Genomic DNA, 13,771 nt, shown 5'->3' on the forward strand with positions numbered 1-13,771 from the left:
CCGATCAAAGCGCAAGTCCCACCTCACGCAGGATGAAATCGGCCACCGCGGCGGTGTTGTTCAGATCCAAGACCGGCACCGGCAGATCCAGCGCGGCATCGGTGGCAACAGCCCGCACCAAAGCATCATGGGTCTGGATCAAAGCCTGCCCGGTCTCGGCCCGCCAAACCTCAATCTTGGCATGGGCGTCGCGCTTATAGCCCTCAACCAGCACCAGATCGACGGGGGCAAGGCGCGCCAGAACTTCGGGCAATTCAGGCTCGGCCCCGCGATGCTCGCGCATCAGCGCGAAGCGATGCGCCGAGGCCAGCACGGTTTCCGACGCCCCGGCGACCCGGTGGCGATAGGTGTCCTTGCCGGGGATATCCAAGTCCACATCATGGTGGACATGCTTAACGGTCGAGACCGTGAAGCCGCGCCCGGTGATCTCGGCCACCAAACGCTCCATCAAGCTGGTTTTGCCCGAGTTTTTCCAGCCGATGACGCCGTAGACCTTCATGCCGCACCTGTGATGCGGGCTTCGGCTGCCGCCAAATCCTCGCGCGTGTTAAGATTGGTAAATGCGCCATCATCGGGGAAATCAGCAACCGCGGCGCCCTGCGAATGGGCGAAATCGGTGACCCGAGGCTTCACGCCCGAGGCAAGGAACGCCGCCAGAGCCGGGATCAAAGTGACTGGCCAAAGCCCACAGGTCGGATGCAGCCGCCCGCCCGACCGCGCCAGCGCAGGTCCAACTCCACCCGCCGCCAGCAAGAGCCGAGGCGTCAGATCTTGGGGCACGAAAGGCGCATCGACCGGGGCCGAGACCACAGCATCGGCCCCTTGGGATTGCGCCCATTGAAGCCCTGCCAGCACGCCGGAAAGCGGCCCGAAAGAGCCCGTATCGGGCAAAACCGGAAGGTTGAACGCCGCGAACCGCGCGGCATCTCCATTGGCAGACACAGCCAATTCTTCGACCTGAGGGGCAAGACGCTCGTGCAGATGCGCCAAAAGAGGTCGTCCCGCCAAAGGCAGCAAGGCCTTGTCAGCGCCGGCATCCGAGCTTCCCATACGCCGCCCCTCACCGCCGGCGAGTATGATTCCGAAGATCCGCACTTAATCCTCCGCCCCAGTTTTGCCGCCCGCAGCTTTGCCGCCCGCAGCTTTGCCGCCATGTGGCAGCCACGCAATATTAGGCCGCCCGACCCGCAAGGGCCAAGCGCGCCAAGGGCTGCAGCCCCCTAAGGGGCCGCTTTAGGTCAAATTTTGGTTGGATTGCCGTCTTTGTCGATGAAAACAACGTTGTGATTCTCACTGCCGTCGTTTTCTTCGGTGATCTTGCGGGTCTGCACGCCGGGCAGCTTGCCGAAGGATTCACCCAGAGCAATCGGGAACCAGCTGGATTTCAGCCCCTCGAACCCCGGCACGCCGCGCAGGATGCCCGAGATCGAATTGGCGCATTGCGCTTTGGGCACCGGGCCATTGGCCTGCACGCGCTGCAAAATCAGCTCGGCCGTTTGCGGCGAGACGTAAAGCTTGCGCTCAATAATATGGAACTTTTCCGTTGCCGTATCGCGGGCATGGAAATCGGTGAACGAGGCCAAAGCCGCGTCGGTGATTCCGTAATGCACATCGCCCTGCACCGGCACATTGGGGTTCTCATAGCTGCCCGCCGGATCGAACAACACCCGTTGCGAGGCGTTGATCAAAAGCGCCGAATGCGCGCCCGAGCCATTGCGGTCATTCACACCGGTGTAGAGCACAATATAGGTCGGCGGACCTTCAACGTAGCGGGCCGCGTCCACCTTCTCCTGCGGAGCATAGGTGTTATCGACACCGCCACAGGCAGCGAGGGTCAGCAGGCCAAACAGGGCAAGGGCAAAACGCACCATCTGGGCGATCAGGCGTTGCTCAGGGCCAAGAAGACCAAGACAACGGCCACGATGACCACGGTCCAAACCGACATGCGGATGAAGCCTGCGAAGGTCTTTTCTTGCGCGCGGATGTCCATCGTGCCGTGAACGTGCTTTTCTTGCGAGTGATCGGCCATCTGTCTTCGGGTCCCGTCTTCGGTTCAATTGCCCCTTCCGCATAGCCGATCCAGCCAGCGCTGTCACGGGGCAAGCCGTCGCACGGGGCCGATCTGTGCAAGCTGTGGCAATTGGCGGCGCGAGCTGTGCCCAAGCCTTTGCCTCAGGCCGAGGCGTCGCCGGATTCGCCACCGTTCCAGCCGGTGTTGAGCGCAAATCCAATGCGACGCGGCGGCTCTTGCGGCTGCTCTTTCGGAGCCGCGCGCAGGATCACCGACAGTTGGGTGACGTGCTGGATGAGCTGGGTCTTCATCCCCGATTCGTCACGCCCGTAGAACGTGACAATATCGGGGTCATAATAGCCCAAGCCCTCGATCCGCAGCACGCCAGCGTCACTGCCGGCAAAGCCCATTGCGATCTCTTGGGTCGCGTCCAGCTGCTGCTCGAAGCTGCGGATGTAGCGCACCAGCCGCTCATAGGCCCAAGCGGCCGGACTTTTCGGCGCCTCAGCCCCCTCAGCTTGCGAGACTTCGGGAACTGCGACCTCGCCTTGTGGCGGCAGTTTGGCCAAGGGCTTTGCTGCCGTCTTCGCCTTCACCTTGGTCGAATCTTGAGCCGGCCGCTTGGCCTTGGTGTCTGTTGCCTCGGCCATCGCTCAAAGTCTCTCCCAGTGATATGCGCCTGATTTCCCTAAGGAACGGGAAACCTTCCCCCGGTGCAAGAGCCAGTTGAGATGCGCCACCGCCTCAACCAAAGCCAGCCCCTCTTCGGCAGGACCTATCGGGCGTTTGAAAAGGACGGGGAAGCACTCGACCGCCGTCTTCGGCGTCTCCAAATGCTGCAAAAGCCGCTCAAGGGCGCTCAGATGATTATCGATCATCTGGCGCAGCCGGAAGGGCAGACCGGTGAAAGGCAATTTGTGCCCCGGCAGGATCAGATCGCTGTCTTTCGCATAGGGCTCGAATGCCGCGCAGCTTTGCAGCCATTCGGCCAAGGGATCTGCCTCGGGCTCGGTCGGGTAAACGCCGATATTGGCCGAGATGCCGGGAAGCAGCTGATCGCCACCCAAGACAAGACCATCGGTCCAAAGCGTGGCATGGTCTGGGGCATGACCGCTGCCCAGCCGCACGGTCCAATCGCGCGCGCCGATGCGCAGCACATCGCCTTCAGAAATCCGGGTGAAGCCCTGCGGCAAAGGATGCACCACATCGGCAAAGTTGAAGGGCCGCTCGGCTTGGCGCGCGGCCAGACGCTCCGCCGACAGACCGGCCTTGGCCCAGAAAGCCATCGCTTGCGGCGAGGGCTGTTCTTGCACATCAAGCGTCAGCATACGGGCGTAAAGCCAAGCGGTACGGGTGGCGTAAAGCTCAGCCCCGCGCTCTTGGAACCAGCCAACCATGCCGACGTGATCGGGGTGGTGATGGGTCAAGATGACCTTGGTCACCGGACGGCCCGCCAAGGGGCCTTGCAGAATCTCCTGCCACAAAGCCTCGCCCCGGCGCGACCTCATGCCAGTGTCGATCAGGGTCCAGCCGGGACCATCTTCCAGCGCGTAGATGTTCACATGATCCAAAGCCATCGGCAGCGGCAGGCGCAGCCAAAGCACACCGGGGGCAACTTCAGCAGCTTGGCCGGGGGCGGGAGGCTCGGGGAAGGGGAATTGCAGGGCATCACTCATGCCCTGTCCTCGCCAATTTGGCGAAAGGAATCAAGCCAGTCCGCCGCCCAGCGCCTTATGCACCGGGCGGCGGAGGGGGGTTTAAAGCGCCTCGGGCGAGAGCGCGTAAAAATCGGCCGCGCCCTGCAAGGATCTGGCGAACAGAGCCTGATGCTCGGGCAGCAAGCGGCGGATCATCACCCGCGCCAAGGGCAGACGGCTGGCTTCGGCCAAAGCGGCTTTCAGATGGAAGGCGCTGCCCAAAACCAAGGCAAAGCCACGCAGATAGGGCACGGCACCGGCAAAGCGGTCGTTCATCTCCAGCGCCAGCAGACTGTCGGTGGTCTCGCGCAAAGCCTCAATCGCTTGCCAAAGATCCTCGGCCAGTTCGGGCTGCGCGGCACGGGCGCCGCTCGCGGTCGCCTCCAGCTCTGCGATCATCCGCAAAGCCGCTTCGCCACCATCCATCAGCTTGCGGCCCACGAGGTCCATCGCTTGAATGCCGTTGGTGCCTTCGTAAATCGCGGTGATCCGAGCATCGCGCAGGAATTGCGCTGCACCCGTTTCCTCGATGAAGCCCATGCCGCCGTGGATCTGCACGCCGGTGTCTGCGACCTTGCAGCCGATATCGGTGCCGTAAGCCTTGGCAATCGGCGTCAGCAATGCCGCGCGGGCCTTCCACGCCGGATCATCCGTCGCGGTGCCCATGTCGATCGCGACCGCGCAAGCCAACGAGATCGCGCGGGCGGCAAAAACCTCGGCCCGAGATTCGGCCAGCATCCGGCGCACATCGGCATGGCCGATGATACCCGGCACGCCCTCGGGCGTTTTGCCCTGCACGCGGTCTTGCGCATATTGCAGCGCTTGTTGCAGCGCGGCTTCGGCCACGCCCACACCTTGCGCGCCCACGCCGAGGCGGGCGTTGTTCATCATGGTAAACATCGCTGCCATGCCTTTGTGCGGCCCGCCGACGAGCCAGCCCTTGGCGCCGTCGAACTGCATCACACAGGTCGGGCTGCCGTGGATGCCCAGCTTATGCTCAAGGCTCACGACCTTCAGGCTGTTCGCCTCACCCGGGTTGCCATTGGCATCGGGCAGGTATTTCGGCACCATGAAAAGCGAGATGCCGCGCGTGCCGGGGGCACCATCGGGCAGACGCGCCAGCACCAGATGGCAAACGTTCTCAACGATGTCGCTGTCACCCCAAGTGATGAAGATCTTCTGGCCAGTGACCGCATAAGACCCATCATCATTGGGCTTGGCCGTCGAATTCAGCGCGCCCACGTCCGAGCCTGCATGCGGCTCGGTCAGGTTCATCGTGCCCGACCATTGGCCGGAAATCAGCTTCGGCAGATACAAAGCTTTCAGCTCATCCGAGGCATGATGCTCCAAAGCTTCAATCTGGCCTTGGGTCAGCAGAGGCTTCAGCTGCAAGGCAAGGCAAGCGCCCGCCAACATCTCATTCACCGCCGTGTTCAAAGCCATCGGCAGACCCATGCCGCCGAATTCCGGATTGGCCGCAAGCCCAACCCAGCCACCTTCGGCGATGGCGCGATAGCCTTCGGCATAGCCGGGCGAGGCGCGGACAACGCCATTCTCCAGCCGCGCGGGCGTCAGGTCACCATTGCGGTTCAAAGGCGCGATCACCTCATCACAAAGCCGGGCGGCTTCGGTCAGAATGGCACTGGCAGTGTCGGGCGTTGCATCAGTGAAACGGTCGGTCGCGGCCACTCCATTGAAATTCACCACCTGCTCAAGGATGAACCGATGATCGTCAGCGGGGGCACGATAGGACATAGAGGCTCCGTCCAAACAGAATAAGATATGCGTCTTGTGATAGGAGGCGCGTTGCGATTATGGCAGGCTAGCGCAAGCTACAACACCTTCAAGACGGACGCTGCGTCAGATGCATACCCTTATTTTACCGCAGAATAACGATGGCGTGACTGAAGCGGCTCGGCTGTTGCGGCAGGGGCAGCTCGTCGCTTTCCCGACCGAGACCGTCTATGGTCTGGGCGGTGATGCCAGCGATGATCGCGCGGTGGCGATGATCTTTGACGCCAAGGGCCGGCCAAGGTTCAACCCGTTGATCGCCCATGTTCCAAGCCTTGAGGTGGCAGAACGATACGCGCATTTCGACGCGCGCGCCCGCGCAGTGGCCGAGGCGTTTTGGCCCGGTCCATTGACGCTTGTTTTACCTTTGCGCGCTCATGCGGGGCTTTCGCCCTTGGTCACGGCGGGGCATGACACTGTGGCAATCCGGGTGCCCGCGCATCCTTTGGCGCAAGCGATCTTGCAAGCGGCAGGGCGACCCATTGCAGCGCCTTCGGCCAACCCTTCGGGCCGAGTGTCGCCCACGCGGGCGCAACATGTGATCGACGGATTGTCGGGGCGAATTGCGGCGGTGGTCGATGGCGGCGCTTCGGCGGTCGGGGTGGAATCGACCATTCTGGGCCTTGCCGGCACGCCGCAGCTTTTGCGCCCCGGCGGCATCCCGGCCGAGGCTTTGGAGGCGGCTTTGGGCATGGCGCTAGAGATCGGCGGCAGCGCTGAGACGCCGAATGCGCCGGGGCAACTCGCCTCACATTACGCGCCGGGGGCTGCATTGCGGCTCAACGCCCTATCGGCCGAGCCGGGTGAGGTGCTGGTTGGCTTTGGCTCGGTCGTGGGCGATCTGACGCTCTCAGCCAGCGGTGATCTTGTCGAGGCCGCGGCCAATCTCTTCCACCTTCTGCGCGAGGCGGATCTTCTGGCCGGAGAGCAAGGTCGCATTGCTTTTGCCCCCATCCCGCAGCAAGGCTTGGGGCGGGCGATCAACGACCGTTTGGGCCGCGCCGCAGCGCCCAGACCCTAAGCTCCGCGCACCGCCAGTAAAAACTTGCCGTCTATAGGCAACATTTCCCCGTTAAGCCGCCGACAATTTTGTGGCATGATTCGCCCAGCGCAGCGGAGCGCGGGTGTTGGGCGCCGTCCGAAAAGAGACGGAACTGGGTAAGGAAACGTTCAAATGCTTAATGAATTCAAAACTTTCATCGCGCGTGGCAACGTGCTTGATCTGGCCGTCGGTGTTGTCATCGGTGCCGCCTTCACTGCCATCGTGACCTCGATGGTGGATGACATCATCAACCCGCTGATCGGCTTGGTCGCCGGCGGTGTGGACTTCAGCGGGCTGAGCTTCGGCCTTGGCGATGCGCAATTCATGTACGGCAACTTCATCAACGCTGTGATCAAATTCCTGATCGTGGCTTGGGTGGTCTTCCTTCTGGTGAAGGCTGTGAACCGTATGATGCCGAAGAAGGTCGAAGCCCCGGCAGAGCCGGCCGGCCCCACCGATAACGAACTTCTGCGCGACATTCTGGTTGAGCTGAAGAAGAAGTAAGCCACGCGAAACGACAAACGGCCTGCGACAACCGCAGGCCGTTTGCTTTTAGGGGTTAAAGCGCCAAAGCCTCGGCCCCCGAGATCGAGGGCAGGCCCAGCGCCGCGCCCACCGCCGCATAGGTCAGCTTTCCGGCATGGATGTTCAGACCATTCAGCAGATGCTTGTCCTCGCCGCAGGCCTGTTTCCAACCTTTATTCGCCAAAGCCAGCATGAAGGGCATGGTCGCATTGCCCAAAGCTTGGGTCGAAGTGCGGGCCACCGCTCCGGGCATATTGGCCACGCAGTAATGCATCACGCCATCGACCTCATAGATCGGGTCTTGATGGGTGGTCGCGCGCGAGGTCTCAAAGCAGCCGCCTTGATCGATGGCCACATCGACGAGAACCGAGCCTTGCTTCATCTCTTTCAGCTGCGCGCGGGAGATCAACTTAGGAGCGGCCGCGCCGGGGATCAGCACCGCCCCCACCACCATATCAGCGGTCTTGATCAGTTCGGCCACAGCGCCCGCGCTGGAATATTGCGTGACCAATTGGCCGTGGAAAATGTCATCAAGGTAAGACAGCCGCGCCAGCGAGCGATCAAGAACCGTGACCCGCGCGCCCATGCCAACCGCGACCCGCGCCGCCGCCGTGCCGACGACACCGCCGCCAAGGATCACCACATTGCCCGGCGCCACGCCCGGCACGCCGCCAAGCAAAACGCCCGAGCCGCCATTGGCCTTTTGTAGCGTCCATGCGCCGACCTGTGGTGCCAGCCGCCCCGCCACCTCGGACATGGGTGCAAGCAAAGGCAGACCGCCCCGCGCATCCGTCACCGTCTCATAAGCGATGCAGGTCGCACCCGAGGCCAAAAGGTCTTTGGTCTGCTCAGGGTCCGGGGCCAAATGCAGATAGGTGAACAAAAGCTGCCCCTCCCGCAGCCGTTTCCGCTCTGCCGCTTGCGGCTCTTTGACCTTCACGATCATATCCGCGCGGGCAAAGATCTCTTCCGCCGTCTCAATGATCTGCGCGCCTGCCGCCTGATAGGCCGCATCGGCGAAACCGGCCCCAAGGCCCGCCCCGCGCTCGATCATCACCTCATGACCATGTGCGATGGCCTCGCGCGCCGCGTCGGGACTCATCCCGACGCGAAACTCCTGCGGTTTGATTTCTTTCGGGCAACCAATTCTCATTCTATCCTCCCCAAGGACCCTGATGGTCCGCGGAAAATCCTGCGCCACTTTCACCGTTGATGTTTTGACATTTCGCTGGCGAAACCTGCGCCATGCGGTAAAAATCGCGCTGAAAGGCCCAGCTCGCAGGAAATATCACCGTGGAAAGTGCCCTTGACGCCACCGACCGCAGGATTCTTGCGGCCTTGCAGAAAGAGGGCCGCATCACCAATGCCGAGCTGAGCGAGCGGGTGAACCTGTCGCCCTCGGCCTGCCACCGGCGGGTGCAGCGGCTTGAGGAAGACGGGTATATCGCTGGCTATGTGGCGCTGGTCGATGCCCGCCGCTTGGGCAAGCCGACCACGGTTTTCGTCGAGATCACTTTGGAATCGCAGGCCGAAGAACTGCTCGACGCCTTCGAGCGCGAGGTGGCGCGGGTGCCCGATATCTTGGAATGCCATCTGATGGCAGGCTCGGCCGATTACCTTCTAAAGATCGTGGCCGAGGATACCGAGGATTTCGCCCGCATCCACCGCCAACACCTGAGCCGCCTGCCCGGCGTGCGGCAGATGCAATCAAGCTTCGCTCTACGCGAGGTGCTGAAGACAACGGCTTTGCCGGTCTAACCGAAGGTGTCCCCATGCTGACCGCGCGCAAACTTCTGGCCGAGGGCATTGGCACCGGCTTTCTGGCCATAGCGGCGATCGGCGCTGGGGTGATGGCGCAAGGTCTGACCTCGGATCCGGGGCTGGCGCTTTTGGCCAATGGCATCGCCTCAGGACTGGCCTTGTACATCATCATCACGGTGATGATCCCGGTCTCGGGCGGGCATGTGAACCCGGTGATCACTTTGACCTTTGCTTTGCGCGGCGAGTTCCCGCCGGGGCAGGCCTTGGCCTATATGGCAGTGCAGATCTGCGGGGCTTTGATCGGGGTGGCGCTGGTGCATGCGATGTTTGACCAGCCGCTTTTGCAATGGTCTGAGACCATTCGAAGCGGTTGGCCGCTGTGGTTCGCAGAAGCCTTGGCCACCTTTGGTTTGGTCTTTGTCACCCTTGGCGGGATTGCGGCGCGGGCCAATGTGCCCGCCATCGTCGGAGCCTATGTGGCGGCGGGCTATTGGTTCACCGCCTCCAGCGCCTTTACCAATCCCGCGATCACCGTGGCGCGGGTCTTCACCGAAGCACCGGGCGGGCTGCGCGCTGCCGATCTACCGCCCTATCTGATCGCCGAGGCCTTGGGCGCTTTGGCCGCCATTGCGCTTGGCAGTTGGCTGTTCCTGCCCAAAACACCAGCGCAGAGCAATTAGCCAACAAGCCCTCCTGACCGATCATGCTGCATTGCAGCAAACGCAAGGCGGGGTTGCGAGAGTGGCGCTTGTCCTGCGACCGCTTCGGGACCAGTTAAGCAAGAGCAGGATCCGCCTGCCATGATGACCCTGGAGGTTCCGATGTCGGACCAAGCTACGCTTCACACTTCGCCGCTTTCCACCGCTTTTGACCACCTGCGCCGCGCTGGCAAAGCTTTCGTCAACGGGCTCGACCTGCTCTTCACCGCGCATGACCGCGTGCGTGAGCTGAACCGTCTGGTCCGCTGCACCGATGCCCAGCTGCAAGACCGCGGCACCTCGCGCGAGGCTGAAATCGCGCGCATCCTCGGCCCGCGCTAAGCGCAACCGCTCTTAAAGTTTAAGCCGATTGCATCGAGCCGTCCAATGGGGCGGCTCTTTTCACATCTGCCCCTAAGCCCCCGAAAGAAGCTCAACAGCCAAAAGAAAACCCCCGGCCGAGGGCGCGGGGGTTGACCTTGTGGACCTTGCGGTCCCAGCTTTCGCTAACGCCTGAGAAATCTCAGAGTGCGCCTTCGCGTTGAGCCTTCTTGCGAGCGAGTTTACGGGCGCGGCGGATTGCCTCGGCCTGTTCGCGCGCTTTCTTGACCGACGGTTTCTCGAAATGCTGCTTGAGCTTCATTTCGCGGAAAACGCCTTCACGCTGAAGTTTCTTCTTCAGGGCACGGAGTGCCTGTTCGACGTTATTGTCACGGACGCTGACCTGCATGTGGTTGTCACCACCTTCCTAAGCTAGAGTTGCACTAATGTGCAGGCTCGCGCCCCATAGCAAATGGGGGGCAAGCTGTCCACCGTTGACGCGGAAAGTGAGACGATATGGCCGAAGAAGCGACGCGTGAGGCGATTTTAGGGGCTGCGATGGCGCATGTGCCCTTTGACGGCTGGTCCGAGATGACCCTGAAGGCGGCGGCGGCTGATTCGGGTCAGCCCTTGGCTTTGGCGCGGGCTTTGTTCCCTCGGGGCGGGTTGGATCTGGCTTTGACCTATCACCGCGCCGGCGACCGGGCGATGATCCGCGCATTGGCGGATCAGGATCTGGGCGCTTTGCGCTTCCGCGAGCGGGTGGCTTTGGCGGTGCGTCTGCGGCTTGAGGCTGCGGACAGTGAGGCAGTGCGCCGCGGATCGGCGCTTTTTGCTTTGCCACAGAACAGCGCGGCGGGGGCCAAGGCGATCTGGGGCACGGCGGATGCGATCTGGACCGCGCTTGGCGACACATCGGACGATATCAATTGGTATTCCAAACGCGCCACGCTCTCAGCCGTCTATGGCGCGACGGTTCTGTTCTGGCTGGGAGATGAATCCTCCGATCACCATGCCACTTGGGATTTCCTCGACCGCCGCATTGAAGGCGTGATGCAATTTGAAAAGGCCAAGGCGGCTTTTGCGAAAAACCCGCTGGGGAAGGCGCTGCTCAACGGGCCTTTGAAGGTTTTGGAAAGGATTCATGCGCCAAAGATAGCGGATGACCTGCCGGGCCGCTGCCAAGACTGAAGACCCTGCCGAAGATTTGGCCTCAAAGACGTTAAGACAGAGTGAAGGACGACCGTAGATGACCCTTTCGCATTCCATGCTGGCGATGGAGATCGTGGCCCCCGGAGGGCCGGATGTGCTGAAGCCCTGTTCGGTGCCAGTTCCGATGCCCGCGCATGGCCAGATCGTCATCCGCGTCGCCTATGCTGGGGTGAACCGCCCTGATGCCTTGCAACGTGCCGGTGCCTATGCGCCGCCGCCCGACGCCTCGCCTTTGCCGGGGTTGGAATGCTCGGGCACGGTGGTGGAATGCGGACCGGGTGTCACGCGCTGGAAGATCGGCGACAAGGTCTGCGCGCTGCTGCCCGGCGGCGGCTATGCCGAATATGCCGTGACGCATGAGGCCCATGCTCTGCCAGTGCCCGAGGGGCTGTCGCTGCGCGAAGCCGCCTGCCTGCCCGAGACCTGCTTCACCGTCTGGTCCAATCTGGTGATGCGCGGCAAGCTGAAAGCCGGGCAGAAGCTTTTGGTGCATGGCGGCACCTCGGGCATTGGCACCACGGCGATCCAGATCGCGAAAGCCTTGGGCGCGCGGGTCTTTGCCACCGCCGGATCGGAAGAGAAATGCCAAGTCTGCAAGGATTTGGGCGTTGAGCAGGCTTGGAACTACCGCGACCGCGACTGGTCGCATCTGATGGCCCAAGCGGGCGGCGCGGATGTGATTTTGGATATGGTCGGCGGCGCCTATATCCAGCGCAATATCAAGGCTTTGGCCAATGATGGCCGTCTCGTACAGATCGCCTTCCTGCAAGGTGCCAAGGCCGAGGTGAACTTTGCCGAGGTGATGACGCGGCGGCTGACCATCACCGGCTCGACCTTGCGGCCGCAAAGCGAAGCCGCCAAGGCCGAGATCGCCGCTCAGGTCGAAGCGCAGGTCTGGCCGATGATCGCACGCGGCGCTTTGCGGGTGGTGATGGACAGTGAATACCCCCTGCCCGATGCCCCGCAAGCGCATTGGCGGATCGAAGCGCCCGGCCATATCGGCAAGATCGTTCTGAAGGTCGAAGAGTAAGCCGCGGGCTTTTCTTTGGCCCAAATTCAATCGGGCCGCGCGGAACGCTTCAATAGGCAAAAGCGCATATCGCAATCTATGGGCGCGGAATTGCTGCGCCCATAAGCCTTTAGTCCAGCGTCACTTTCCTGCTTTTCTATAAAGCCCGCCGCGCCAAATTGGTTAGCGGACCGCTTCCAAAATGGCATCCTTCATTTTGCAATCGCGGATTGTGTCAGGGCCACAGCGGCGCGGCTCAAGATCCTTGGTCAGGCAAATTCGCACCTCTTGGATGCGGCCATCACGGCAGGTGATGGTGACTTGGTCGCGGCTCAGTTGCGGGTTCGCCTCAAGAAAGGCGCTCTCAATCACCTCGGCCGGGACTTTCAACCGCTTAGAGATCTCATCAAAGACCGGCGGCACTTTCACGCTGTCATATGCCAGCCGAGACGTCTCGAAATAAGCCTCGGCCGAAAGGCCTGAACAGCGGCCGTGCTTTTTCCATTGATAAAATGCCGGGCCCGAGCTGCCCATGATATCGGCCATCGCCGCGGTCTCGGCGCGCGTCGGATCGCGCTCGGTTGTCCGGCAATATTGCGGCCAGCCGCGTTCATGCTGCGGCCATAGCCCGTGCAGCACAAAGGTCAGCCCCCGGCCCCTATCGCATTGCGGATCATCCCGCGCATCGCCCGTGGCGGCGCACCAACCTGAGGACCAAGATAATGCCAACACATAATGGTCAAAGACCCCCGCCTTTTCACCATCCGCCCTTGCCACAAAAGGCAATAGCACCGCCAAGAGGCAAAGGACCAAACGCATTTTGACTTTTCCTTCACTGCGATTGACAGTATATGGCAAGTGAATTCCCCACATCGGAGAACTTGCGGGCCGGGCCCGCAGCCGTTTTCCCGGCCCGGGGAAGATTTGTAAAGGAGCCAGAGATGAACAAGCCGATCATGGCGCGCGCAACCGCTGTCTGGCTGGTGGACAACACCACGCTGACCTTCCGTCAGATCGCGGATTTCTGCGGGATGCATGAGCTGGAAGTGCAGGGCATTGCTGATGGCGACGTCGGCGGCGGGGTCAAAGGCTTCGACCCGGTCAGCAACAACCAACTCGACCCGGCTGAGATTGAGAAGGGTCAGGCTGATCCGCTCTATAAGCTGAAGCTGAAATTCATCGCCTCGGCCGTGGGCGAGGACAAGCGTCGTGGCCCGCGCTACACGCCTTTGTCGAAGCGCCAAGACCGCCCGAATGCGATCCTATGGCTGGTGAAATTCCACCCCGAGCTTTCGGATGGTGCCATTGGCAAACTGGTCGGCACCACCAAGCCCACCATCCAATCGATCCGTGAGCGGACCCATTGGAACATCCAAAGCATGACCCCGATCGACCCGGTGGCGCTTGGCTTGTGCAAACAGTCCGAGCTGGATACCGCGGTGCAAGCAGCCGCCCGCAAGAAGGCAGCCGAAGGCGGCGTGATGAGCGACGACGAGCGCCGCAAGCTGGTCTCGACCGAGCAGTCCTTGGGCATGGCGGCGGAAGAGCCGAAAATGCCGACCGGCCTGACCGGTCTCGAGGTCTTTGGCGAAGAAGAGAAAGAAGAAGCTCCGGCGGGCGATTTCTCGGATGCTGACAGCTTCTTCAACCTGCCCGGCGGGTCGGATGATGATGAAGAAGACGAGGACGACCGCCGCTAAGGCC

18 protein-coding genes are annotated in these 13,771 nt (G+C 62.0%); 8 read left to right on the forward strand and 10 right to left on the reverse strand.

Going from position 1 to position 13,771, the window contains the following annotated elements; all coding sequences use genetic code 11:
- Nucleotides 1-4: 4 nt before the first annotated feature.
- The 7 genes from mobB to Q9295_RS08015 form a co-directional block, all read right to left on the reverse strand.
- The gene (mobB, locus tag Q9295_RS07985; RefSeq protein WP_306680008.1) at nucleotides 5-499 is read right to left on the reverse strand and encodes a molybdopterin-guanine dinucleotide biosynthesis protein B; all 495 of its coding nucleotides are present in this window, start codon (nucleotides 497-499) and stop codon (nucleotides 5-7) included.
- A complete protein-coding gene (mobA, locus tag Q9295_RS07990; protein WP_306680009.1) occupies nucleotides 496-1,095 on the reverse strand; it encodes a molybdenum cofactor guanylyltransferase MobA in 600 nt (199 codons plus the stop codon). The genes mobB and mobA overlap by 4 nt, the downstream gene beginning before the upstream one ends.
- Nucleotides 1,096-1,238: 143 nt before the next feature.
- Complete coding sequence (locus tag Q9295_RS07995) at nucleotides 1,239-1,871, reverse strand: hypothetical protein (RefSeq protein ID WP_306680010.1); 633 nt, start codon at nucleotides 1,869-1,871, stop codon at nucleotides 1,239-1,241.
- 8 nt (nucleotides 1,872-1,879) lie between these two features.
- Nucleotides 1,880-2,029 carry an aa3-type cytochrome c oxidase subunit IV gene (locus tag Q9295_RS08000; RefSeq protein WP_306680011.1) on the reverse strand — a complete coding sequence of 50 codons (150 nt, stop codon included), beginning with the start codon at nucleotides 2,027-2,029 and terminating at the stop codon, nucleotides 1,880-1,882.
- A gap of 143 nt (nucleotides 2,030-2,172) precedes the next feature.
- A complete protein-coding gene (locus Q9295_RS08005) occupies nucleotides 2,173-2,661 on the reverse strand; it encodes a DUF6173 family protein (protein ID WP_306680012.1) in 489 nt (162 codons plus the stop codon).
- 3 nt (nucleotides 2,662-2,664) lie between these two features.
- Nucleotides 2,665-3,687, reverse strand: coding sequence for an MBL fold metallo-hydrolase (locus Q9295_RS08010; RefSeq protein WP_306680013.1), 1,023 nt, complete (start codon nucleotides 3,685-3,687; stop codon nucleotides 2,665-2,667).
- An 81-nt stretch (nucleotides 3,688-3,768) separates the two neighbouring features.
- Nucleotides 3,769-5,463: an acyl-CoA dehydrogenase gene (locus Q9295_RS08015; RefSeq protein WP_306680014.1), complete on the reverse strand. Its 1,695-nt coding sequence runs from the start codon at nucleotides 5,461-5,463 to the stop codon at nucleotides 3,769-3,771.
- A 109-nt stretch (nucleotides 5,464-5,572) separates the two neighbouring features.
- Here Q9295_RS08015 and Q9295_RS08020 point away from each other — a divergent pair, with 109 nt between their 5' ends.
- A complete protein-coding gene (locus Q9295_RS08020) occupies nucleotides 5,573-6,520 on the forward strand; it encodes an L-threonylcarbamoyladenylate synthase (protein WP_306680015.1) in 948 nt (315 codons plus the stop codon).
- 153 nt (nucleotides 6,521-6,673) lie between these two features.
- Complete coding sequence (gene mscL, locus Q9295_RS08025; protein WP_306680016.1) at nucleotides 6,674-7,045, forward strand: large-conductance mechanosensitive channel protein MscL; 372 nt, start codon at nucleotides 6,674-6,676, stop codon at nucleotides 7,043-7,045.
- Between the two features lie 55 nt (nucleotides 7,046-7,100).
- Here the strand turns inward: mscL and ald are convergent, their stop codons facing one another.
- On the reverse strand, nucleotides 7,101-8,219 hold the full coding sequence (ald, locus tag Q9295_RS08030; RefSeq protein ID WP_306680017.1) for an alanine dehydrogenase: 1,119 nt from the start codon (nucleotides 8,217-8,219) through the stop codon (nucleotides 7,101-7,103).
- A 140-nt stretch (nucleotides 8,220-8,359) separates the two neighbouring features.
- Here ald and Q9295_RS08035 point away from each other — a divergent pair, with 140 nt between their 5' ends.
- From Q9295_RS08035 to Q9295_RS08045, 3 genes are all read left to right on the forward strand, one after another.
- Nucleotides 8,360-8,824, forward strand: a complete 465-nt coding sequence (locus tag Q9295_RS08035) for an Lrp/AsnC family transcriptional regulator (RefSeq protein WP_306680018.1) — start codon at nucleotides 8,360-8,362, stop codon at nucleotides 8,822-8,824.
- 14 nt (nucleotides 8,825-8,838) lie between these two features.
- On the forward strand, nucleotides 8,839-9,507 hold the full coding sequence (locus tag Q9295_RS08040) for an aquaporin (protein WP_306680019.1): 669 nt from the start codon (nucleotides 8,839-8,841) through the stop codon (nucleotides 9,505-9,507).
- A 120-nt stretch (nucleotides 9,508-9,627) separates the two neighbouring features.
- Nucleotides 9,628-9,867 carry a hypothetical protein gene (locus Q9295_RS08045; RefSeq protein WP_306680020.1) on the forward strand — a complete coding sequence of 80 codons (240 nt, stop codon included), beginning with the start codon at nucleotides 9,628-9,630 and terminating at the stop codon, nucleotides 9,865-9,867.
- Between the two features lie 181 nt (nucleotides 9,868-10,048).
- Here Q9295_RS08045 and rpsU read toward each other — a convergent pair whose 3' ends face one another.
- Nucleotides 10,049-10,255: a 30S ribosomal protein S21 gene (gene rpsU, locus Q9295_RS08050; RefSeq protein ID WP_082400860.1), complete on the reverse strand. Its 207-nt coding sequence runs from the start codon at nucleotides 10,253-10,255 to the stop codon at nucleotides 10,049-10,051.
- A 107-nt stretch (nucleotides 10,256-10,362) separates the two neighbouring features.
- On the opposite strand from rpsU, the gene Q9295_RS08055 reads away from it, so the two are divergent.
- On the forward strand, nucleotides 10,363-11,037 hold the full coding sequence (locus tag Q9295_RS08055; RefSeq protein ID WP_306680021.1) for a COQ9 family protein: 675 nt from the start codon (nucleotides 10,363-10,365) through the stop codon (nucleotides 11,035-11,037).
- 58 nt (nucleotides 11,038-11,095) lie between these two features.
- Nucleotides 11,096-12,088, forward strand: a complete 993-nt coding sequence (locus tag Q9295_RS08060; protein WP_306680022.1) for an NAD(P)H-quinone oxidoreductase — start codon at nucleotides 11,096-11,098, stop codon at nucleotides 12,086-12,088.
- 162 nt (nucleotides 12,089-12,250) lie between these two features.
- Here the strand turns inward: Q9295_RS08060 and Q9295_RS08065 are convergent, their stop codons facing one another.
- On the reverse strand, nucleotides 12,251-12,886 hold the full coding sequence (locus Q9295_RS08065) for a ribonuclease T2 family protein (RefSeq protein ID WP_306680023.1): 636 nt from the start codon (nucleotides 12,884-12,886) through the stop codon (nucleotides 12,251-12,253).
- Nucleotides 12,887-13,008: 122 nt separating this feature from the next.
- Here Q9295_RS08065 and Q9295_RS08070 point away from each other — a divergent pair, with 122 nt between their 5' ends.
- Nucleotides 13,009-13,767 carry a DUF1013 domain-containing protein gene (locus Q9295_RS08070; protein ID WP_306680024.1) on the forward strand — a complete coding sequence of 253 codons (759 nt, stop codon included), beginning with the start codon at nucleotides 13,009-13,011 and terminating at the stop codon, nucleotides 13,765-13,767.
- Nucleotides 13,768-13,771: the final 4 nt, after the last annotated feature.

It is taken from the genome of Pseudogemmobacter lacusdianii (assembly GCF_030848395.1).
GTDB lineage: Bacteria > Pseudomonadota > Alphaproteobacteria > Rhodobacterales > Rhodobacteraceae > Pseudogemmobacter > Pseudogemmobacter lacusdianii.

Excerpts from the sequence above, each read along its gene's own strand:
- mscL (WP_306680016.1), top strand. The coding sequence starts at position 6,674 with ATGCTTAATGAATTCAAAACTTTCATCGCGCGTGGCAACGTGCTTGAT.
- Q9295_RS08060 (WP_306680022.1), top strand. The coding sequence starts at position 11,096 with ATGACCCTTTCGCATTCCATGCTGGCGATGGAGATCGTGGCCCCCGGA.
- Q9295_RS08055 (WP_306680021.1), top strand. The coding sequence starts at position 10,363 with ATGGCCGAAGAAGCGACGCGTGAGGCGATTTTAGGGGCTGCGATGGCG.
- Q9295_RS08000 (WP_306680011.1), bottom strand. The coding sequence starts at position 2,029 with ATGGCCGATCACTCGCAAGAAAAGCACGTTCACGGCACGATGGACATC.
- Q9295_RS08020 (WP_306680015.1), top strand. The coding sequence starts at position 5,573 with ATGCATACCCTTATTTTACCGCAGAATAACGATGGCGTGACTGAAGCG.
- Q9295_RS08010 (WP_306680013.1), bottom strand. The coding sequence starts at position 3,687 with ATGAGTGATGCCCTGCAATTCCCCTTCCCCGAGCCTCCCGCCCCCGGC.
- Q9295_RS08005 (WP_306680012.1), bottom strand. The coding sequence starts at position 2,661 with ATGGCCGAGGCAACAGACACCAAGGCCAAGCGGCCGGCTCAAGATTCG.
- Q9295_RS08045 (WP_306680020.1), top strand. The coding sequence starts at position 9,628 with ATGATGACCCTGGAGGTTCCGATGTCGGACCAAGCTACGCTTCACACT.
- ald (WP_306680017.1), bottom strand. The coding sequence starts at position 8,219 with ATGAGAATTGGTTGCCCGAAAGAAATCAAACCGCAGGAGTTTCGCGTC.
- mobB (WP_306680008.1), bottom strand. The coding sequence starts at position 499 with ATGAAGGTCTACGGCGTCATCGGCTGGAAAAACTCGGGCAAAACCAGC.
- Q9295_RS08065 (WP_306680023.1), bottom strand. The coding sequence starts at position 12,886 with ATGCGTTTGGTCCTTTGCCTCTTGGCGGTGCTATTGCCTTTTGTGGCA.
- Q9295_RS07995 (WP_306680010.1), bottom strand. The coding sequence starts at position 1,871 with ATGGTGCGTTTTGCCCTTGCCCTGTTTGGCCTGCTGACCCTCGCTGCC.
- rpsU (WP_082400860.1), bottom strand. The coding sequence starts at position 10,255 with ATGCAGGTCAGCGTCCGTGACAATAACGTCGAACAGGCACTCCGTGCC.
- Q9295_RS08070 (WP_306680024.1), top strand. The coding sequence starts at position 13,009 with ATGAACAAGCCGATCATGGCGCGCGCAACCGCTGTCTGGCTGGTGGAC.
- Q9295_RS08015 (WP_306680014.1), bottom strand. The coding sequence starts at position 5,463 with ATGTCCTATCGTGCCCCCGCTGACGATCATCGGTTCATCCTTGAGCAG.
- Q9295_RS08040 (WP_306680019.1), top strand. The coding sequence starts at position 8,839 with ATGCTGACCGCGCGCAAACTTCTGGCCGAGGGCATTGGCACCGGCTTT.